This is a genomic window from Pseudomonas aegrilactucae, from assembly GCF_019168305.1.
Classification (GTDB): Bacteria; Pseudomonadota; Gammaproteobacteria; order Pseudomonadales; family Pseudomonadaceae; genus Aquipseudomonas; species Aquipseudomonas aegrilactucae.
Map to the genome: position 1 here is coordinate 1 of NZ_JAHTBI010000091.1, position 19453 is coordinate 19453.

Consider the following 19453-nt stretch of genomic DNA (forward strand, 5'->3'; position numbering starts at 1 on the left):
ATTCTACAGCGTTTCAAACCACTGTCAACCACCTTTTTCACCGCTTCCGATCTTTCGATCGAAGCACTTCCAGCACCAGCTGAAACGCCCAACTCGTTGATACTCAAGGAGTTTTTGGTTCCGGCTACGCTGGAAGTGGGGCGAAGTATAAAGACTTCTGAGAGGCCGTCAAGCGCTAATCGCAACAAATCTGTCACAAAGGTCAGAAACACCTAAAAAGGCACAGGGGAGGCCTTGCGGCCTCCCCTGTTTCCTACCTGTTTACAGGCTTGGGAATGCAAACTGCGACGCTTCATGGCTGGCACGTTGCGGCCAACGCTGGGTAATCGCCTTGCGCCGGGTATAGAAACGCACGCCATCCGGGCCATAGGCATGCAAGTCGCCAAACAGCGAACGCTTCCACCCGCCAAAACTGTGGTAGGCCACAGGTACGGGCAATGGAACGTTGACCCCGACCATGCCCACTTCGATCTCGTCACAGAACAGGCGCGCGGCCTCCCCGTCACGGGTGAAGATGCACGTGCCGTTGCCGTACTCATGCTCGTTGATCAGTTGCATGGCCTGCTCGAGGCTGTCGACACGCACCACACACAGCACCGGCCCGAAGATCTCTTCTTTATAGATGCGCATCCCGGTAGTGACCCGATCAAACAGGGTCCCCCCTACGAAGTAACCCTCTTCGTGACCTGACACACTGAAACCGCGGCCATCCACCACCAGCTCGGCGCCTGCCGCAAGACCGTCGTCAATATAGCCAACGACCTTGTCACGGGCAGCCGCCGTCACCAGCGGCCCCATGTCCAGGCCGCACTGGGTACCGGCACCGATCTTCAATGCCTTGATCTGCGGTACCAGCTTGGCCACCAGCGCATCCGCCACCTGGTCACCCACGCACACCGCCACCGAAATCGCCATGCAGCGCTCACCGCACGAACCGTATGCAGCGCCCATCAGCGCACTGACGGCATTGTCGAGATCGGCATCGGGCATCAGCACCGCATGGTTTTTCGCCCCACCCAATGCCTGCACGCGCTTGCCGCGCCTGGTGCCTTCGGCATAGATGTACTCGGCAATCGGTGTAGAGCCCACAAAGCTCAGGGCCTTGACCTCTGGCGCTTCGATCAGTGCGTCCACCGCCACCTTGTCACCGTGCACCACGTTCAGCACGCCTTTAGGCAAGCCGGCCTCCAGCAGCAGTTGGGCGATGAACAGAGTCGAGCTCGGATCGCGCTCCGACGGTTTGAGAATGAAGCAGTTGCCACAGGCGATCGCCAGTGGATACATCCACAGCGGCACCATGGCCGGGAAGTTGAATGGCGTGATCCCCGCCACGATACCCAGTGGCTGGAAATCGGACCAGGCATCGATGTTCGGGCCAACGTTGCGGCTGTACTCACCCTTGAGCACTTCCGGCGCGGCGCAGGCGTATTCGACGTTCTCGATGCCACGCTTGAGCTCGCCGGCGGCGTCTTCCAGGGTCTTGCCATGCTCTTCGCTGATCAGTTGCGCGATGCGCGACTCGTTCTGCTCCAGCAGTTGCTTGAAGCGGAACATGACCTGGGCACGCTTGGCCGGTGGGGTATTGCGCCAGGCCGGGAATGCCGACTTGGCCGAGTCGATGGCCTTCTGCACGGTGTCACGGCTGGCCAGCTCGAGCTTATGGATGGCCTGGCCGGTCGACGGGTTGAACACATCGGCGGTACGCTCGCCGCCGGAAACCATTTCACCGTGGATCAGATGCTGAACGATGCTCATGCAGAACTCCAGAAAGGGGTGACAGGCGCGACCGTTCACGCCTGCTTATATATAGAGGGGGTCAGTCGACCTGGTTGATCGCTTCGCCGACCGCATCGAACAGGCGGTCCAGCTCCTGCGCAGTAGTGTTGAAGGTCGGGCCGAACTGCAGGGTGTCGCCACCGTAGCGAACATAGAAGCCGGCATTCCACAGCTTCATCGCAATCTCGAACGGACGCACGATGGCATCGCCATCGCGGGGCGCAATCTGCAAGGCACCGGCCAGGCCGTAGTTGCGAATGTCGACGATGTGTTTGGCACCCTTGACCCCGTGCAATACGTTCTCGAAGTGTGGCGCCAGTTCGGCGGCCGACTGCACCAGGTTCTCCTTCTCCAGCAGGTCCAGTGCAGCCAGGCCGGCAGCACAGGCCACCGGATGCGCCGAGTAGGTATAGCCGTGCGGGAATTCCACCGCGTACTCGGGGGTCGGCTGGTTCATGAAGGTCTGGTAGATCTCGCTGCTGGCGATCACCGCGCCCATCGGGATGGCACCGTTGGTGACCTGCTTGGCGATGCACATCAGGTCAGGTGTCACGCCGAACGCATCGGCACCGAACATCGCGCCCATGCGACCGAAACCGGTAATCACCTCATCGAAGATCAGCAGGATGTTGTGCTGGTCACAGATTTCGCGCAGGCGCTTGAGGTAGCCCTCGGGCGGCGGCAGCACGCCAGCGGAGCCTGCCAGGGGTTCGACGATCAAGGCAGCGATGTTGGAGGCGTCATGCAACTCGATCAGCTTGAGCATCTCGTCGGCCAGGGCAATACCGCCCTCCTGCGGCATGCCCCTGCTGAAAGCGTTGCCCGCCAGCACGGTATGCGGGATGTGGTCGACGTCAAGCAACTGGCCGAACATCTTGCGGTTGCCGTTGACCCCACCCAGGCTGGTACCGGCGATATTCACCCCGTGGTAGCCACGGGCCCGCCCGATCAGCTTGGTCTTGGTCGCCTGGCCTTTGAGGCGCCAGTAGGCACGCACCATCTTCAGCGCGGTGTCGGCGCACTCGGAGCCGGAGTTGGTATAGAAGACGTGATTCAGGTTGCCCGGGGTCAGGTCGGTGATCTTCTCGGCCAGCTGGAACGACAGCGGGTGACCGAACTGGAACGCGGGCGAGTAATCCAGCACGCCCAACTGACGCGAAACCGCTTCCTGGATCTGCTTGCGAGTGTGCCCGGCGCCACAGGTCCACAACCCCGACAACGCATCGAAAATCTGCCGGCCCTTGTCATCGGTCAGGTAGTTGCCCTGGGCAGCGACGATCAGGCGCGGGTCGCGCTGAAAGTTGCGGTTGGCCGTGTACGGCATCCAGTGTGCGTCCAGCTTGAGCTGGCTGGCCAGGCCGACCGGAGCGTTTTCAGGCAGATTCATGGGACAAACCTCGCAGGGCAATAAGCAGCAGGATGGTTGCAAACAGTGTTGCAGCTAAATTGTCACGGCGATAAAGTCTGGAAAAGCCTGCTTTTCTAATCTTCAGTTAGCTGGACACTAAACAATGAGCCGTCGCCCCGAGCCGCTTGCCCAGGTCAGTGATTTCGATATCCGCCTACTCAAGATCTACCGCAGCGTGGTGGAATGCGGCGGCTTCTCGGCGGCCGAGAACGTGCTGGGCATAGGCCGCTCGGCGATCAGCCAGCAGATGAGCGACCTTGAGCAGCGCCTGGGCCTGCGCCTGTGTCAACGTGGCCGCGCCGGATTTTCGCTGACCGAGGAAGGGCGCGAGGTATACCAGTCGGCCCTCCAGTTGCTGGGGGCGCTCGAAAGCTTTCGCACCGAGGTCAACGGCCTGCACCAGCACCTGCGCGGCGAGCTGAACATCGGCCTCACCGACAACCTGGTGACCTTGCCGCACATGCGCATCACCCACGCGCTGGCCCAGCTCAAGGACCGCGGCCCGGAGGTGCGCATCCAGATCCGCATGATCGCCCCCAGCCAGGTCGAACAGGGCGTACTCGACGGCAGCCTGCACGTGGGCGTGGTACCACAGACCAGCCCACTCTCGGGGCTCGAATACCAACCGCTGTACAGCGAGCGCTCACTGCTCTACTGCGCCGTGGGCCACCCGTTGTTCTATGCCGACGACCGCCAGCTGGACGACGAGCGGCTCAACGGCCAGGACGCGATCGCGCCCACGTTCCGCCTGCCGGCCGAGATTCAGGCGCAATACCAGGCCCTGCACTGCACCGCCAGCGCTTCGGACCGCGAGGGCATGGCCTTTCTGATCCTGACCGGGCGCTATATCGGCTACCTGCCCGATCACTACGCCAGCGCCTGGGTGCAACAGGGTCGCCTGCGCGCACTCAAGCCCAGCGAACGCTTCTATGACCTGAGCCTGTGCTGGGTCACACGCAAGGGGCGCCGCCCGCACCTGGTGCTGGAAAGCTTCCTCGACAGCCTGGCGGCAACACGTTGAAGTGCTTTATCGGCTTTTTCACCCCTGGGCGCTTGCCCGCCCGGCACAGCTGCGGTATCAGTGCATGTGCCCCACCACCCTGCTTTGTCCGGAATCGCCCATGACCTTTGAAGTCCTCGCACACCGCCTCCAGGCCACCAGACCCGCTGGCCGCATCCGTCAGAAGAACGAGCAGGCGATCATCCAGGCCGCTGAAGACGAATTCGCCCGCCACGGTTTCAAAGGCACCAGCATGAACACCATTGCCGTGAATGCCGGGCTGCCCAAGGCCAACCTGCACTACTACTTCACCAACAAGCTGGGCCTGTACGTGGCGGTGCTGAGCAACATCATCGAGTTGTGGGACAGCACCTTCAATACCTTGAGCGCCGACGACGACCCGGCCGAGGCCCTGAGCCGCTACATTCGCGCCAAGATGGAATTTTCGCGGCGCAACCCGCAAGCCTCGCGCATCTTCGCCATGGAGATCATCAGCGGCGGGCAGTGCCTGACCGACTACTTCAGCCAGGACTACCGCCAATGGTTCAAGAGCCGGGCGGCGGTATTCGAGGCCTGGATGGACAGCGGCAAGATGGACCGGGTCGACCCGGTACACCTGATCTTCCTGCTCTGGGGCAGCACCCAGCACTACGCCGACTTCGCCACCCAGATCTGCCAGGTTACCGGCCGCAGCCGCCTGACCAAGCAGGACATGGAAGATGCCAGCAACAACCTTATCCACATCATCCTCAAAGGCTGTGGCCTTACCCCACCGAACTGATCCCCCGCTTATGCCCTCTACCCTGCTGGACACCTGCGAGTTTCGCGAAGAAATCCGCAAAAGTCGCTTCATCACCCTCGCTGCCCCCATCAGCAGCCCGGCCGACGCCCAGGCCTTCATCGAACAGCACAGCGACCTGGCCGCGACCCACAACTGCTGGGCCTGGAAGCTGGGTGCGCAATACCGCAGCAGCGACGACGGCGAACCGGGCGGCACCGCCGGGCGCCCGATCCTCGCGGCCATCGAGGCCCAGGACTGCGATCAGGTCGCGGTGCTGGTGATCCGTTGGTATGGCGGTATCCAGCTGGGTACCGGCGGCCTGGCGCGCGCCTATGGCGGTGGCGCCAACAAATGCCTGCAACAGGCCGAAAAGCGCCTGCTGGTGAGCCGTGTGCAAGTGCAATGCAGTTGCAGCTTCAGCGAACTGGCGCTGCTCAAGCTGCGCGTCGGCGAAGTCGACGGCCTGGTGCTGCAGGAGCAGTTCACCGCCAATGGCGTCGACCTGCAACTGGCCTTGGGCGAAGCACACATCGAGCCGCTGCAGCGTCAACTGGCCGACCTCAGCCGCGGGCGCATTGTGCTCGAACGCCCTTGAACAGTTGCCCACATCCACTGTGGGCCTGGCTGTGGATAAGCTCTTAGCACTCAGCTGAAGCCCTTTTGAATCGTGGCCTGCAAGGTATCGATCAATATTTGATCAAAGTTTATCCACAGCGCCTGAACTCTGTGGAGCACGCTGTGGATAAACCGTGCGTGCCTGCACCAACCGCTGGCTAGGCAGCCTTCAACCACGACTGATCATTTTCTGATCATCACGCAGCGGCCACAATTGCACTATTGCCCGGGCCAGCGGGGATACCCCTGCATGAGTGCGTATCGCTGCCAAACCCGCCGCTTCTTGCCTGATATTGAAGGCAGCCGGCGAAAGGCTGGAGTATCCTCCAGGGTCACCCCCTGATTCAGGCATGCCCACGGGTATTGAAGCCGTTGCACACCTGCCCTCTACGCGCCTCGGCGCCTGTCCCCTTGCAAGGAGAATCCCCATGACTGCCACAAAAACCGCATTGATCATTGGCGCCTCGCGTGGCCTGGGCCTGGGCCTGGTCGAACGCCTGGGTGAGGCCGGCTGGAACGTCGTGGCCACCGTTCGCGATCCGGCCAGGGCTGCGGACCTGGCCAAGCTCAAGGGGGTGCAGGTACAGACCCTGGAGATGAACAGCAGCCAGCAACTCGATGCCCTGCAGGCGCAGCTCGAGGGGCAGACCTTCGACCTGCTGTTCGTCAATGCCGGGGTCAAGGGGCCGGACGAGCAGAATGCCGAACACGCGCAACTGGCCGACGTTGGCGAACTGTTCATGACCAACAGCGTCGCGCCGATCCGCGTCGCGCAGCGATTCGCCGCGCAACTGAACGCCAACGGTGGCGTCATCGCCTTCATGAGTTCGATCCTGGGCAGCGTGGGCATTCCCGACGCACCGGAAATGGCCCTGTACAAGGCCAGCAAGGCAGCACTGAACTCCATGATCAACAGCTTCGTGGTGCAGTTGGGCGACACCCCGCTGACGGTGCTGGCCATGCACCCGGGCTGGGTCAAGACCGACATGGGCGGCGAAGGTGCCGAGATCGACGTGCTCACCAGTACCCGTGGGATGGTCGAACAGGTCCAGGCCAGCAGTGGCAAGGGCGGCCTGCATTTCATCAACTACAAAGGTGAATCGCTGGTCTGGTGAAGCGGCTCGCGGTGGGTGTAGACTCGACGCCTCGCCCATCGCGGCGGACCTGGATCAGCAGACAGGGCAACACTGAGCTGGCTAACCTGAACCCACTTTCAGAGGAGCCGGCACCATGCCTGCGACCCGTATCTGGTTGAAAAACCCGCTTGCCATCTTCACTGCCAACACCCTCGACGCCCGCGGCGGCCTGGTGCTGGAAGACGGCATCATCCGCGAAGTGCTCGGCCTCGGCCAATCCCCCGCTACACCCTGCCCGCAGACCTTCGATGCGCATGAGCATGTGGTGCTGCCGGGCCTTATCAATACCCATCATCACTTCTACCAGACCCTCACCCGTGCCTGGGCACCGGTGGTCAACCAGCCGCTGTTCCCCTGGCTCAAGACGCTTTACCCGGTGTGGGCCCGCCTGACCCCGGCCAAACTCGAACTGGCAACCCAGGTGGCCCTGGCCGAACTGCTGCTGTCGGGGTGCACCACGGCTGCCGACCACCACTACCTGTTCCCCGATGGCCTGGAAAACGCCATCGACGTGCAGGTCGAGAGCGTGCGAAAACTGGGCATGCGCGCCATGCTTACCCGCGGCTCCATGAGCCTGGGCGAAGCCGATGGCGGGCTGCCACCGCAGCAGACGGTGCAACAGGGCGAAGTGATCCTGGCCGACAGCCAGCGACTTATCCACAGCTACCATGAGCGCGGTGACGGCGCACGCATCCAGATCGCCCTGGCGCCGTGCTCGCCGTTCTCCGTGACACCCGAAATCATGCGCGCCAGCGCGACCCTGGCCCAAGAGCTGGATGTGCGCCTGCACACCCACTTGGCCGAAACCCTCGACGAGGAGGACTTCTGCCTGCAACGCTTCGGCCTGCGCACCGTCGACTACCTGGACAGCGTCGGCTGGCTGGGCCCGCGCACCTGGCTGGCGCACGGCATCCACTTCAACCCGGACGAAATCGCCCGCCTGGGTGCTGCCGGTACCGGCATCTGCCATTGCCCAAGCTCGAACATGCGCCTGGCCTCCGGTATCTGCCCCACCCTCGACCTGACCGATGCCGGTGCACCCGTCGGCCTCGGCGTGGACGGCTCAGCCTCCAACGATGCCTCCAACATGATCCTCGAGGTCCGCCAGGCGCTGTACCTGCAGCGCCTGCGCTACGGCGCCGAAGCCATTACCCCCGAGCGAGTCCTGGGCTGGGCCACCCGGGGTTCGGCGCAACTGCTCGGGCGCAGCGACATCGGCGAGCTGGCCGTGGGCAAGCAGGCCGACCTGGCGCTGTTCAAGCTCGACGAACTGCGCTTCTCCGGCAGCCACGACCCGCTCTCGGCATTGCTGCTGTGCGGCGCCGATCGGGCCGATCGGGTCATGGTCGGTGGCCAGTGGCGCGTGATCGACGGGCAGATCGAAGGGCTGGACGTAAAGGGCCTGATCGCCAATCACCGCCAGGCGGCGGCGCAACTGATTGCCGGCTGACAGGCGCTACACCCCCAGCAGCGCCAGCATGATGAAGGTGGCGAACAGCACGAAGTGGGTCATGCCCTCGATCGCGTTGGTTTCGCCATCATTGAGGTTGATCGCGCTGACGATCAGGGTAATGAAGATCATCACCGTCTGCACCGGAGTCATGGCCATCTGAAACGGTTGCCCGGTATACAGGGCCATGGCCTCCATCAGCGGCACGGTGAGGATCACCGTCGACAACGACGCCCCCCAGCGCGATGTTGACCACCGACTGCATGCGGTTGGCCAGGGCGGCACGCAACGCGGTCAGGATCTCCGGTGCGGCAGAAATCGCCGCCACCACGATGGCCGTCAGCACGGGCGGTGCACCGCTGCCCTCCAGGCCATAGTCGAGGGTCTGCGACATCACTTCTGCCAGCGAGCCGATGATTACCACACCCGCCACCAGGATCGCTATCGAGCGGGTCTGATTGACGCTCGCCGCATCATTGGTCGAATCACGGCGCTTCTTCTGTGGATAACTGTAACTGAAGAAATAACTGTGCGGCCCCACCTGCATGCGCAGGAACAACGCATACAGCACCACCATCGCGCCGATGGTAAAGGCCGAATACACCTGCCACTGCGCCTTGGGGATAAACTCGGGCACCACCATCGAAACGCCCATGGCGGTCATGATCATCACGCTGTAGGTACGTGCCGAATCGTCGTTGTAGCGCTGCTCGCCGTGCTTGAGCCCGCCCATCAGTGCGGCCAGCCCCAGAATCCCGTTGATGTCGAGCATCACCGCCGAATAGATAGTGTCGCGCACCAGCGTCGGCGACGCTTCATTGCTCATCATGATCGCCAGGATCACCACCTCCACCAGCACCGCGGCCAAGGTCAGAATCATCGTGCCGTAGGGGTCGCCGACCTTCTGCGCCAGCCGTTCGGCATGCTGGGCAACGCGCATCGATGCACACACGATCGCCCCGACCAGCACGAACCCCGCCAGCAGCGCCACACCATGACCGTGCCCCAGCAACAGTGGCTCCAGCGGCCAGGCGAGCAGCGCCGTCACCATGGCCAGCAGCAACAGTTTTTCTTCGGACAGTAGCTTGAGCATCGCCAGCCTTGAACAGATGGGGTCTGGCTAAAGACTCTAGCTGCTGTTGAAGGTTTTCCCCCTGGCTGAACCATCCGGTCAGGTTTCACCGCTGCGCCTGCCCCAACCGCTGTAGAATGGCGCGCAACCGCACCTGAAGAGAACCGATTTATGTACGACTGGCTTAATGCGCTGCCCAAGGCAGAATTGCACCTGCACCTGGAAGGCTCGCTGGAGCCCGAGTTGCTGTTCGCCCTGGCCGAGCGCAACAAGATCGCCCTGCCCTGGAACGACGTCGAAACCCTGCGCGCAGCCTACGCGTTCAACAACCTGCAAGAGTTTCTCGACCTCTACTACCAGGGTGCCGATGTGCTGCGCACCGAGCAGGACTTCTACGACCTGACCTGGGCGTACCTGCTGCGCTGCAAGGCGCAGAACGTGATCCATACCGAACCGTTCTTCGACCCCCAGACCCACACCGACCGTGGCATCCCGTTCCAGGTGGTGCTCGAAGGTATCAGCCGTGCGCTCAAGGACGGCCAGCAGCAACTGGGCATCGGCAGCGGTCTGATCCTGAGCTTCCTGCGTCACCTGAGCGAAGAACAAGCGCACAAGACCCTCGACCAGGCCATGCCGTTTCGCGATGCCTTCGTTGCCGTCGGCCTGGACAGCTCGGAAATGGGCCACCCGCCCAGCAAGTTCCAGCGCGTGTTCGACCGCGCCCGCAGCGAAGGCTTCCTGACCGTGGCCCATGCCGGTGAAGAAGGCCCGCCCGAGTACATCTGGGAAGCCCTGGACCTGCTCAAGATCCAGCGTATCGACCATGGCGTGCGGGCCATCGAAGACGAGCGGCTGATGCAGCGCATCATCGACGAGCAGATCCCGCTGACCGTGTGCCCGCTGTCCAATACCAAACTGTGCGTGTTCGACCACATGCGCCAGCACAACATCCTCGAGATGCTCGAGCGTGGCGTGAAGGTCACGGTGAACTCGGACGACCCTGCCTACTTCGGTGGTTATGTCACCGAGAACTTCCATGCCCTGCATACCCACCTGGGCATGACCCAGGACCAGGCCCGGCGCCTGGCGCAAAACAGCCTGGATGCGCGCCTGGTCAAGGCCTGAGTCAGGCGGCGAGCCGTCACCGCCCAGGCCGGTTGCCTACTCCCCCACTGCCAGTGGCATCGGGGGTTGGGCAATCATGCGGATTTCCCGCAGCCCAGCCTGGGTGATGTGCACGGCACGCGAATTGTCGTCCAGGCGTACCCAGCCGGACTGCACGAACAGCTTCAGCAGGCTGCTGCCCAGCGCGCCGCCCAGGTGCGGCCGCTGCTCACTCCACTCGCTGCAGCAGGTGCATCGGCTGCAGGCCCTGCCTTCACGCAGCGCGAGCGCCTCGATGAAGATGCCGTAGTCGGCAAAGTGCAGGCGCCCCACCTGGCTCACGTCCAACTGGCGGTCGTTCAGGTCCAGCCACTTGGCTTCGAGCAGGCGCTGGTACAGGTCGGCCGCCAGCTCCCCGCCCAGATGATCGCGGCACAGGCGTGCGCGGCGCATCGACAGCGGAATGCCTGAAGCCTCCCGGCATACCCGCACATTCTGGCGGCAATGCTCCTTCACCGGCACGCTGGCCAGTGCCTCTACGGCAGCACCCACCTCGGGCGCCGCCAGACGGAAATAGCGCTTGCGCCCGCGCGCCTCGATTTTCAACAGACCTCCCGCCAGCAGACGCCCCAGGTGGGCGCAGGTGGAGGACGGTGTCAGGCCGGTCATTCTCGCCAACTCTTCGGAAGGGCGGGCCATCCCGTCGATGAGCGCCCACAGCATGGCGCTGCGCTTGGGGTCGGCCAACAGGCTGGCAATCACACTGATGCTTGCTACGGGTTTCATATCTGCACTCCCTGCGGATTCCGGAGACGTGAGCTGCCCGTCCCTGCCTTGGAAACGTCTCTTGCTGGTATCGACTGTGAGCGCAAGTATAAGCCGCCTTGGGCGCACTTAAACGGCGGTCCCTCTGCGCAAAAGGCGTGCTTTGGGCAACCTCGTGCACTTCTGTCGTAGCCTCGTCATTGCCCGCAGAGCCTGCAGCAAGCGCCGAAGCCACAGGCTGCTGCGCCTCGTTGCGCCCCCGCAAACCTCACGCGCGCATAACAAGCGTCAAACGCCCTACAGCCAAAGTAATCAAGTCGTTCAACTTCAGATGAAACGTAATACCCGGCGACCCCATCTACCGGCCCCAAAGTGTGCTAGCGCGACGCGTCCCGCAATGGCGCGAGCAATGCCGTGCAACGGGCCTTGAGCAGATCGCGCAACAACTGCACCGGTTTGCCCAACTGCGCCCGATGGGTACACAGCAGGTTCAACGGCGCCGGCTCTCCCTGCAGCTCAGGCATCAGCACCGTGAGGCGCCCGGCCTGCACATCGGCCGCCACATCCAGCCATGACTTGTAGGCGATGCCCACGCCGGCCAGCGCCCAGCGACGCACCACATCGGCGTCATCGCAAAAGCGGTCACCGCGTACCAGCACCGTGTCGGTCATGCCCGCCCCGGTGAACCGCCACTGGTCGTGCACCCGCTCGCCGAGCTGGTACAGCAGGCAGTTGTGCTCGGCCAACTGCTCGACCCGCGCAGGCCGACCACGGCGGGCCAGGTAGCTGGGAGCGGCGCACAGCACGCGACGGTTATCGGGGCATACCGGCAGCGCCACCAGGCTGGAGTCTTCGGGGTTGCCATAGCGCAAGGCGATGTCCACCGGCTGGCGGAACAGGTCGGCATTGCGATCCCCCAGCAGCAGGCGCACCGTGAGCAACGGATGTTCGCCCTGCAATTGGTCAAGCCAGGGCAACAGCACATTGCGTCCGAAGTCCGACGGCGCCGACAACTGCAGCACACCGCTGACCTGCGCCTGCCCCTGGGCCAGCACTCGCCGGCCTTCCTCCAGGCTGGCCAATGCCACCCGTGCATGCGCTATATACCCTTCGCCTTCGGCGGTCAGGCGCAGGCTGCGCGTGGACCGTGCCAGCAAACGCACGCCCAACTGCGCCTCCAGACGCTTGAGCGCTGCGCTGGCCACCGCCGGCGACAGGTCGAGCAGGCGCGCCGCTGCCGACAGGCTGCCCAACTCCGCCGCACGCACGAACAATTGCAGATCATCAGTACGCAGCACCAAAGCCACCATTATCAAAAAAATATTGAAAGTATCTGCCGTTTTATCGGCTTTTAACTGCAAGTGAAAGGGCCAATCATGGGCACATCACTCGCCGAGGAACCTTTCATGAAAGCCGTCGCCTATTATCAGTCCCTGCCAATCACCGACCCCGCTGCCTTGCAGGACATCGAACTGCCTGCGCCTGAGCCTGGCCCGCGTGACGTGCTGGTGCAGGTGCATGCCATCTCGGTGAATCCGGTCGACACCAAGGTTCGCCAGAACGTGCAGCCAGAGGCCAACACGCCCAAGGTACTGGGCTGGGACGTCGCCGGCGTGGTCAAGGCAGTGGGCACTGAAGTCAGCCTGTTCCAGCCAGGCGACAAGGTCTACTACGCCGGCTCCATCGCCCGCGCCGGCGCCAACAGCGAACTGCACGTGGTCGATGAACGCATCGTCGGGCACATGCCGCGCACCCTGAGTTTCGCCCAGGCCGCGGCCTTGCCACTCACCGCCATCACCGCCTGGGAACTGCTGTTCGAACGCCTGCAGATTGCCGAAGGCAACGCCGACCTCGGGCAAAGCCTGCTGATCGTCGGTGCTGCCGGCGGTGTCGGCTCGATCCTGACCCAACTGGCCAGCCAGCTCACCGGGCTGCAGGTCATCGGCACCGCCTCGCGGCCCGAAACCCAGGCATGGGTAAGCGACCTGGGCGCCAGCCAGGTGATCGATCATCGCCAGCCATTGGCCGAGGCGCTCAAGGCCCAGGGCATTGCCCAGGTCACCCACGTGGCCAGCCTGACCCAGACCGACCAGCACCTGGACCAACTGGTCGAGGCCCTGGCCCCGCAGGGCAAGCTGGCCCTGATCGATGACCCCAGGCAACTGGACGTGACCAAGCTCAAGCGCAAGAGCCTGTCGCTGCACTGGGAGTTCATGTACACCCGCTCGCTGTTCGAGACCGCCGACATGCTCGAACAGCACCGGCTGCTCAACCGGGTGGCCGAACTGATCGATGCCGGCACGCTGAAAACCACGCTGGGCGAACATTTCGGCCAGATCAACGCGGCCAACCTGCGCCGCGCCCACGCCCTGCTGGAAAGCGGCGCGGCCAAGGGCAAGATCGTGCTCGAAGGGTTCTGAGCCCCTCGCGCCGTGACGGCATGACCGTCAGTCAGCCGGCTCGCCTGCGCCATGCCGGGGCGAGCAGGCGGCGCTACAATGCTGCTGCATTTGCCCACCACACAGGTAGACAGCAATGAAGATCGTCGTCAGTGCTTCAGCCCGCAAAGCCGGGTGTCCGTGGCAAGTCCAGCTGGACCAGCATGTGGTCAGCTTTCGCAGCGAGGCCGAGGCGCGTGCCTTCGTCACCACGCTGCAAAACCGCTTGCAGGCACCGCACCAGCTCAGACGGGTCGGTTGAGCGCCAGGCGCCGCGTCAGCACCGCCGCGGTCACCGCCGCGCCGCCACACAGGCTGATGACCAGCGCCATCGGCAAGGCGCTGCCGTCATGCAGCACGCCAACCAGTGCAGCCGCCCCCGCCGCCACGCTGAACTGCACACACCCCAGCAGCGCCGAGGCGCTGCCTGCGCGGGCACCTTGCCCGCTCATGGCGCACGCCGAGGCATTGGGAATGATGCAGCCAAGGCTGGCGATGCACACGAACAGCGGTATCAGCAACGGCCACAGTTGCGCCGGGCGCAATGCGCTGATGCCCAGCAGCACCACCCCGGCCGCCAGGTACACCCACACGGTACGCGCCAGCAGGAACGCCGGGCCGCGCCGGGCCAGCAGGCGCGCGTTCACCTGGGCCACCAGGATAAAGCCCGCCGCGTTGCTGCCGAACAGCCAGCCGTAGTGCTCGGCGGGTACGCCATAGAGCTTGATGAACACGAACGGCGAACCGGCGATATAGGCGAACATGCCGGCAATGGCGATCCCCCCGGTCAGCGCATGGCCCAGAAATACACGGTCCTTGAGCAGGCGGCCGTACTGGCGCAGGGCCCCCGACAAGGGTTGGCGCAACTGGTGGGCCGGCAGGCTTTCGGGCAGGCCCAGGGCCACTGCCAGGGCGCACAGCGCACTGAACAGGGTCAGCACGATAAAGATCGACTGCCACCCGTACAGGTTGACCAGCACCCCGCCGAGCATCGGCGCCAGGATCGGCGCCAGGCCCATCACCAGCATCAGTTGCGAAAACACCTTGGCCGACGCCACCGCATCGCACTTGTCGCTGACGATGGCCCGCGACAGCACCATGCCCGCGCAGCCACCCAGGGCCTGCACGAAGCGCGCAACGATCAGCGCGTCCAGGCTCGGCGCAAAGGCACAGGCCAGTGACGCCAGGGTGAACAGCGTCACCCCCACCAGCAGCGGAATCCGCCGTCCGAAGCGGTCCGCCACCGGGCCGTAGGCCAATTGGCCGAGTGACAGGCCGAGAAAGTAGGCGGCCAGGGTGGTCTGGATGTGTTTTTCATCGGTGGCAAAGGCCTGGGCCATTGCCGGGAAACCGGGCAGGTAGAAATCGATCGCCAACGGTCCGAACGCACTGAGGGCGCCCAGGATCAGGATGGTTCGCAGGTTCATCGGGAATCCATAGCAGGCTAAGCAAGTCGACCTAGTCTAACCGGCTGCGCAGGGATTCGCCGCGAATCTTTATCTGTTTCGCACGCCCTTCGCTGGCACGCCAGCGAAGGGCGCAACTGAGGTATCAGGCCAGCAGCTCAGCCTGATACCCCTCCTCCCGAATCGCCTGCAGAATCTGCGGCGCCTGCAGCGAACTCTGCACGCGCACCTGCTTCGCGCCCAGGTCCACCTCGACCACCGCGCCCTCATCCTGGCTCTGCACCGCGCGGGTCACGGCTTTCACGCAGTGGCCACAGGTCATGCCTTGAACGCTGAATACTTGCATGGGAACTGCCTCCTTTGGGTTTGAACCGAGTCTCAAGCTTGCCATCGGGGCAAGGTCAAGTGCATGCCGCGCTGGAAATCCGCGCCAAGCTCGGCCAAGCTGCGCGCTTGTCGATCGATCAGCAGGAGATTCACCCATGGGCAGGGCAGCATTGGGCCTTATCGGTTTGCTCGGATTGTGCAGCATCGCGCCCACGGCCAGCGCCGAAGGGCCATCGGACTACAGCGTGCTGATCATTTCCCGCGAGCGCCTCGAAGTCGCCACCTCGTGCGAGATTGGCATCTATATCGACGATCAGCTGTCGGCGCGGCTGTTTCAGGAACAATCCACCTCGTTCAACCTGCCACCCGGCAAGGTCAATGTGCGCCTGCGTCGCCTGCCTGGCCAGGCGCCGGGCTGCAACAACGGCATCGAGAACCAGCGCAGCGTGCCAATCACCGTACAGGCGGGCCAGGTCAACAAGTACCGCATCGTGATGGACCAGTATGGCTTGAACCTGAAGAAGGCCGCGCTGGGCTATTGACCTTGCCAAGGGGGCAAGGTTGAAGCTTGATGCCTGTCCAAGGAGGAGAGCCCCATGCCCACATCCACCACCCTCGAGCTGCAGATTGGCGGCATGACCTGCGCCAGTTGCGCAGGCCGTGTCGAACGCGCGCTGAACAAGGTGCCTGGCGTACAGCGCGTCAGCGTCAACCTGGCCAACGAGCGCGCGCATGTCGAGCTGCTCGGCCAGCCCGACAGCACCCCGCTGATCGCTGCGGTGGCCCATGCCGGCTACTCGGCCAGCCTGCCGCAGGCAGGCCCGGCCGACCCTGCCGACGCCCAACGGCACCTGCGCAAGGAACGCTGGGCCGTCACCCTGGCCGTATTGCTGGCCTTGCCGCTGGTGCTGCCGATGCTGCTGCAACCCTTCGGCATCCACTGGATGTTGCCCGCCTGGGCGCAGTTCGCCCTGGCCACACCGGTGCAGTTCATCCTCGGGGCGCGCTTCTACATCGCCGCCTGGAAAGCGGTGCGCGTCGGCGCCGGCAACATGGACCTGCTGGTGGCCCTGGGCACCAGCGCCGGGTACGGCCTGAGCCTGTACGAATGGGGCCGCGCCAGCGCCGGCAACATGCCGCACCTGTATTTCGAAGCCTCGGCGGTGGTCATTGCCCTGGTGCTGCTGGGCAAGTACCTCGAAAGCCGCGCCAAACGCCAGACCGCCAGCGCCATTCGCGCCCTGGAGGCACTACGCCCTGAACGCGCCCTGCAAGTGATCGATGGCCAGGAGCGTGACGTACCGATCAGCGCCCTGCGCCTGCAGGACCTGGTGCGGGTACTGCCCGGCGAACGCTTCCCGGTGGACGGCGAAGTCATCGAAGGCCAGAGCCACGCCGACGAGGCACTGATCAGCGGTGAAAGCCTGCCGGTGCCCAAGCAGCCGGGAGACCGCGTGACCGGCGGCGCGATCAATGGCGAAGGCCGCCTGCTGGTACGGGTGCTGGCATTGGGCACCGAAACCGTGCTGGCGCGCATCATCCGCCTGGTCGAAGACGCCCAGGCGGCCAAGGCGCCGATCCAGAAGCTGGTCGACCGGGTCAGCCAGGTGTTCGTGCCCGCCGTGCTGGTATTGGCGCTGGTGACCCTGATCGGCTGGTGGCTGGCCGGCGCACCGCTGGAAACCGCCCTGATCAACGCCGTGGCCGTGCTCGTCATCGCCTGCCCTTGCGCCCTGGGCCTGGCCACGCCGACCGCGATCATGGCCGGTACCGGCGTGGCCGCGCGTCACGGCATCCTGATCAAGGACGCCGAAGCGCTGGAACGCGCGCATGCGGTCAACCGCGTGGTGTTCGACAAGACCGGTACGCTCACCTCGGGCAGCCCGCGCATCGTCCACAGCCGGGCGCTGGGCTGCGATGCCGATCAACTGCTGCAACTGGCCGGCGCCCTGCAGCGCGGCAGCGAGCATCCGCTGGCCAAGGCGGTGCTGGATGCCTGTGCAGAGCACCACCTGGACGTACCCGCCATCAACGACAGCCAGTCGCTCACCGGGCGCGGCATCGCCGGCCGCCTCGAGGGTCGCGAGCTGGCCCTGGGCAACCGCCGCCTGCTGGAGGAAAGCGGCCTGCAAGCGGGCGAGCTGGCCGCCAGCGCGCAGGCCTGGGAAGCCGAAGGGCGTACCTTGTCGTGGCTGATAGAGCGCGGCGCGCAACCGCGAGTGCTCGGCCTGTTCGCCTTTGGCGACAGCCTCAAGCCAGGCGCCGACCAGGCCGTACGCCAACTGGCCGCGCATGGTATCAGCAGCCACCTGCTCACCGGTGACAACCGCGGCAGCGCCCAGGTGGTCGCCCAGGCGCTGGGTATCCGCGACGTGTATGCCGAAGTGCTGCCCGCCGACAAGGCCGCCACGGTGCTCGAACTCAAGAAGAACGGTGTGGTGGCAATGGTCGGCGACGGCATCAACGATGCACCGGCACTGGCCGCCGCCGACATCGGCATCGCCATGGGCGGTGGCACCGACGTGGCCATGCAGGCCGCCGGCATCACCCTGATGCGGGGCGACCCGCGCCTGGTACCCGCCGCCCTGGACATCAGCCGCAAGACCTACGCGAAGATCCGCCAGAACCTGTTCTGGGCCTTCATCTACAACCTGATCGGTATTCCGCTGGCGGCCTTCGGCCTGCTCAACCCGGTGCTGGCCGGCGCCGCCATGGCCCTGTCGAGTGTCAGCGTGGTGAGCAACGCCCTGCTGCTCAAGACCTGGAAGCCGTCCACCTCGCCTCGGGACGATGCCCAATGAATATCGGACAAGCCGCCAGACGCTCCGGCCTGAGCGCCAAGATGATCCGCTACTACGAGTCGATCGGCCTGCTCAAGCCGGCCTCGCGCAGCGACAGTGGCTACCGGCTGTACCAACAGCACGACCTGCACGCGCTGGCATTCATCAAGCGCTCGCGCGACCTGGGGTTCTCACTGGAAGAGGTGGCCAGGCTGCTGACCCTGTGGCAGGACCGCCAGCGCGCCAGCGCCGACGTAAAGGCATTGGCCAACGAGCACATCGCCGACCTGAACCGGCGTATCGACGAGCTGGTAAGCCTGCGTGACACCCTGAGCGAACTGGTGGCCCACTGCCAGGGCGACGACCGCCCGGACTGCCCGATCCTCAAGGACCTGGCAGCCGGCGGGTGCTGTCACTGAGCGGTTACTGCATCCACGGCGGCGGTGGCTCTTCGGCCTTCGCCGGGCCGTTCTCGGCGTCGGCCCGTGCGGCCTGGCGACGGGCTTCATCGAGGCGCGCCGCTTCGATCTCGCGCATCACCCCATCGACATCGGCGTGGTGCTCGTCTTCCTCGAACTGGCCGGTGAGCGGGCTCTCGGGGGTCAGCTGGCCGGCTTCGTACAACGCCCACATTTCCTTGGCGTAGCGGGTGGCCTTGAGCTCGGGGGCGAACTGGCCGAAATAGCCGGCCATGTTGCCAACATCACGTTCGAGCATGCTGAACGCATGGTTGTTGCCCGCCGCGTCAACGGCCTGGGGCAGGTCGATGATCACCGGGCCCTCGGGGCCAAGCAGCACGTTGAATTCCGACAGGTCACCATGCACCAGCCCGGTGCACAGCATCAGCACGATCTGGCGGATCACGAAGTCGTGATACTCGCGGGCCTGATCGGCCTCCAGGTGCACGTCGTTCAGGCGTGGCGCAGCGTCGCCGTGGGCGTCGGACACCAGCTCCATCAGCAGCACGCCATCGAGGAAGTCGAACGGCTTGGGCACCCGCACACCGGCGCTGGCCAGGCGGAACAGGGCGGCCACCTCGGCGTTCTGCCAGGCTTCCTCGGCTTCCTTGCGCCCGTACTTGGAGCCTTTTGCCATGGCCCGAGCCTGGCGGCTGTTGCGTACCTTGCGCCCTTCCTGATATTCGGCGGCCTGACGGAAGCTGCGTTTGTTGGCCTCTTTGTAGACCTTGGCGCAGCGCAGCTCGTTGCCGCACCGCACGACGTACACGGCAGCTTCCTTGCCACTCATCAGCGGTCGGATGACTTCATCGACCAGCCCGTCTTCAATCAGTGGTTCTATCCGTTTTGGAGTCTTCATCGGCTTTTGTTCTGGGTCCTGTTTTGCCAAACACACGGGTATCACGGGTTGCCGGCCATCCTCTCACAGCCGCGAGCC

18 protein-coding genes and 1 pseudogene are annotated in these 19453 nt (G+C 64.3%); 11 read left to right on the top strand and 8 right to left on the bottom strand.

The annotated features are described in order from the left end of the window. Positions 1–261: 261 nt before the first annotated feature. Positions 262–1755 carry a CoA-acylating methylmalonate-semialdehyde dehydrogenase gene (locus tag KUO17_RS22275; protein WP_217977736.1) on the bottom strand — a complete coding sequence of 498 codons (1494 nt, stop codon included), beginning with the start codon at positions 1753–1755 and terminating at the stop codon, positions 262–264. 61 nt (positions 1756–1816) lie between these two features. Next, positions 1817–3163 (bottom strand): omega-aminotransferase AptA, encoded by a 1347-nt coding sequence (aptA, locus tag KUO17_RS22280; protein WP_217977737.1) that lies wholly within the window; start codon positions 3161–3163, stop codon positions 1817–1819. A 124-nt stretch (positions 3164–3287) separates the two neighbouring features. Between aptA and KUO17_RS22285 the strand changes: the two genes are divergently transcribed. The 5 genes from KUO17_RS22285 to KUO17_RS22305 all read left to right on the top strand — a co-directional run bounded on the left by KUO17_RS22285 (position 3288) and on the right by KUO17_RS22305 (position 8166). Continuing rightward, the gene (locus KUO17_RS22285; protein ID WP_217977739.1) at positions 3288–4205 is read left to right on the top strand and encodes a LysR family transcriptional regulator; all 918 of its coding nucleotides are present in this window, start codon (positions 3288–3290) and stop codon (positions 4203–4205) included. A 100-nt stretch (positions 4206–4305) separates the two neighbouring features. Continuing rightward, the gene (locus tag KUO17_RS22290) at positions 4306–4965 is read left to right on the top strand and encodes a TetR/AcrR family transcriptional regulator (protein WP_217977740.1); all 660 of its coding nucleotides are present in this window, start codon (positions 4306–4308) and stop codon (positions 4963–4965) included. 10 nt (positions 4966–4975) lie between these two features. Then, complete coding sequence (locus KUO17_RS22295; RefSeq protein WP_217977741.1) at positions 4976–5560, top strand: IMPACT family protein; 585 nt, start codon at positions 4976–4978, stop codon at positions 5558–5560. A 448-nt stretch (positions 5561–6008) separates the two neighbouring features. Further along, positions 6009–6695: an SDR family oxidoreductase gene (locus KUO17_RS22300; protein WP_217977745.1), complete on the top strand. Its 687-nt coding sequence runs from the start codon at positions 6009–6011 to the stop codon at positions 6693–6695. Positions 6696–6810: 115 nt separating this feature from the next. Then, a complete protein-coding gene (locus KUO17_RS22305) occupies positions 6811–8166 on the top strand; it encodes an 8-oxoguanine deaminase (RefSeq protein WP_217977746.1) in 1356 nt (451 codons plus the stop codon). Between the two features lie 6 nt (positions 8167–8172). On the opposite strand, the pseudogene KUO17_RS22310 reads toward KUO17_RS22305, so the two are convergent. Beyond that, positions 8173–9259, bottom strand: a pseudogene (locus tag KUO17_RS22310) (calcium:cation antiporter). Positions 9260–9409: 150 nt separating this feature from the next. On the opposite strand from KUO17_RS22310, the gene KUO17_RS22315 reads away from it, so the two are divergent. Further along, positions 9410–10363, top strand: a complete 954-nt coding sequence (locus KUO17_RS22315) for an adenosine deaminase (RefSeq protein WP_217977748.1) — start codon at positions 9410–9412, stop codon at positions 10361–10363. A gap of 36 nt (positions 10364–10399) precedes the next feature. On the opposite strand, the gene KUO17_RS22320 is transcribed toward KUO17_RS22315, so the two are convergent. Continuing rightward, complete coding sequence (locus tag KUO17_RS22320; RefSeq protein WP_217977752.1) at positions 10400–11128, bottom strand: ArsR/SmtB family transcription factor; 729 nt, start codon at positions 11126–11128, stop codon at positions 10400–10402. A gap of 356 nt (positions 11129–11484) precedes the next feature. Further along, positions 11485–12405 carry a LysR family transcriptional regulator gene (locus tag KUO17_RS22325; protein WP_217977758.1) on the bottom strand — a complete coding sequence of 307 codons (921 nt, stop codon included), beginning with the start codon at positions 12403–12405 and terminating at the stop codon, positions 11485–11487. 108 nt (positions 12406–12513) lie between these two features. Between KUO17_RS22325 and KUO17_RS22330 the strand changes: the two genes are divergently transcribed. Together KUO17_RS22330 and KUO17_RS22335 are read left to right on the top strand one after the other, a co-directional pair. Then, on the top strand, positions 12514–13527 hold the full coding sequence (locus tag KUO17_RS22330) for a zinc-binding alcohol dehydrogenase family protein (RefSeq protein WP_217977759.1): 1014 nt from the start codon (positions 12514–12516) through the stop codon (positions 13525–13527). 115 nt (positions 13528–13642) lie between these two features. Beyond that, positions 13643–13807 (top strand): hypothetical protein, encoded by a 165-nt coding sequence (locus KUO17_RS22335; RefSeq protein WP_217977760.1) that lies wholly within the window; start codon positions 13643–13645, stop codon positions 13805–13807. Here KUO17_RS22335 and KUO17_RS22340 read toward each other — a convergent pair. Further along, positions 13791–14972 carry a multidrug effflux MFS transporter gene (locus tag KUO17_RS22340; RefSeq protein WP_217977761.1) on the bottom strand — a complete coding sequence of 394 codons (1182 nt, stop codon included), beginning with the start codon at positions 14970–14972 and terminating at the stop codon, positions 13791–13793. The two genes, KUO17_RS22335 and KUO17_RS22340, sit on opposite strands and share 17 nt — an antisense overlap. Positions 14973–15096: 124 nt before the next feature. Next, positions 15097–15297, bottom strand: coding sequence for a heavy-metal-associated domain-containing protein (locus tag KUO17_RS22345; RefSeq protein ID WP_217977762.1), 201 nt, complete (start codon positions 15295–15297; stop codon positions 15097–15099). Between the two features lie 136 nt (positions 15298–15433). Between KUO17_RS22345 and KUO17_RS22350 the strand changes: the two genes are divergently transcribed. From KUO17_RS22350 to cueR, 3 genes are read left to right on the top strand one after another with little or no spacing between them, the layout of a single operon-like run. Then, positions 15434–15820 carry a hypothetical protein gene (locus tag KUO17_RS22350; RefSeq protein ID WP_217977763.1) on the top strand — a complete coding sequence of 129 codons (387 nt, stop codon included), beginning with the start codon at positions 15434–15436 and terminating at the stop codon, positions 15818–15820. 54 nt (positions 15821–15874) lie between these two features. Next, positions 15875–18079 carry a heavy metal translocating P-type ATPase gene (locus tag KUO17_RS22355; RefSeq protein ID WP_217977764.1) on the top strand — a complete coding sequence of 735 codons (2205 nt, stop codon included), beginning with the start codon at positions 15875–15877 and terminating at the stop codon, positions 18077–18079. Further along, on the top strand, positions 18076–18477 hold the full coding sequence (gene cueR / locus KUO17_RS22360; RefSeq protein ID WP_217977765.1) for a Cu(I)-responsive transcriptional regulator: 402 nt from the start codon (positions 18076–18078) through the stop codon (positions 18475–18477). The genes KUO17_RS22355 and cueR overlap by 4 nt, the downstream gene beginning before the upstream one ends. A gap of 4 nt (positions 18478–18481) precedes the next feature. On the opposite strand, the gene KUO17_RS22365 is transcribed toward cueR, so the two are convergent. Continuing rightward, positions 18482–19375: a PA4780 family RIO1-like protein kinase gene (locus tag KUO17_RS22365; protein ID WP_217977766.1), complete on the bottom strand. Its 894-nt coding sequence runs from the start codon at positions 19373–19375 to the stop codon at positions 18482–18484. Positions 19376–19453: the final 78 nt, after the last annotated feature.

Bases quoted from the DNA above. Each gene is read 5' to 3' on its own strand.
- KUO17_RS22295 (WP_217977741.1), top strand. From the start codon at position 4,976: ATGCCCTCTACCCTGCTGGACACCTGCGAGTTTCGCGAAGAAATCCGC.
- KUO17_RS22300 (WP_217977745.1), top strand. From the start codon at position 6,009: ATGACTGCCACAAAAACCGCATTGATCATTGGCGCCTCGCGTGGCCTG.
- KUO17_RS22355 (WP_217977764.1), top strand. From the start codon at position 15,875: ATGCCCACATCCACCACCCTCGAGCTGCAGATTGGCGGCATGACCTGC.
- KUO17_RS22350 (WP_217977763.1), top strand. From the start codon at position 15,434: ATGGGCAGGGCAGCATTGGGCCTTATCGGTTTGCTCGGATTGTGCAGC.
- KUO17_RS22340 (WP_217977761.1), bottom strand. From the start codon at position 14,972: ATGAACCTGCGAACCATCCTGATCCTGGGCGCCCTCAGTGCGTTCGGA.
- KUO17_RS22290 (WP_217977740.1), top strand. From the start codon at position 4,306: ATGACCTTTGAAGTCCTCGCACACCGCCTCCAGGCCACCAGACCCGCT.
- KUO17_RS22335 (WP_217977760.1), top strand. From the start codon at position 13,643: ATGAAGATCGTCGTCAGTGCTTCAGCCCGCAAAGCCGGGTGTCCGTGG.
- aptA (WP_217977737.1), bottom strand. From the start codon at position 3,163: ATGAATCTGCCTGAAAACGCTCCGGTCGGCCTGGCCAGCCAGCTCAAG.
- KUO17_RS22285 (WP_217977739.1), top strand. From the start codon at position 3,288: ATGAGCCGTCGCCCCGAGCCGCTTGCCCAGGTCAGTGATTTCGATATC.
- KUO17_RS22345 (WP_217977762.1), bottom strand. From the start codon at position 15,297: ATGCAAGTATTCAGCGTTCAAGGCATGACCTGTGGCCACTGCGTGAAA.
- KUO17_RS22320 (WP_217977752.1), bottom strand. From the start codon at position 11,128: ATGAAACCCGTAGCAAGCATCAGTGTGATTGCCAGCCTGTTGGCCGAC.
- KUO17_RS22275 (WP_217977736.1), bottom strand. From the start codon at position 1,755: ATGAGCATCGTTCAGCATCTGATCCACGGTGAAATGGTTTCCGGCGGC.
- KUO17_RS22330 (WP_217977759.1), top strand. From the start codon at position 12,514: ATGAAAGCCGTCGCCTATTATCAGTCCCTGCCAATCACCGACCCCGCT.
- cueR (WP_217977765.1), top strand. From the start codon at position 18,076: ATGAATATCGGACAAGCCGCCAGACGCTCCGGCCTGAGCGCCAAGATG.
- KUO17_RS22365 (WP_217977766.1), bottom strand. From the start codon at position 19,375: ATGAAGACTCCAAAACGGATAGAACCACTGATTGAAGACGGGCTGGTC.
- KUO17_RS22315 (WP_217977748.1), top strand. From the start codon at position 9,410: ATGTACGACTGGCTTAATGCGCTGCCCAAGGCAGAATTGCACCTGCAC.
- KUO17_RS22305 (WP_217977746.1), top strand. From the start codon at position 6,811: ATGCCTGCGACCCGTATCTGGTTGAAAAACCCGCTTGCCATCTTCACT.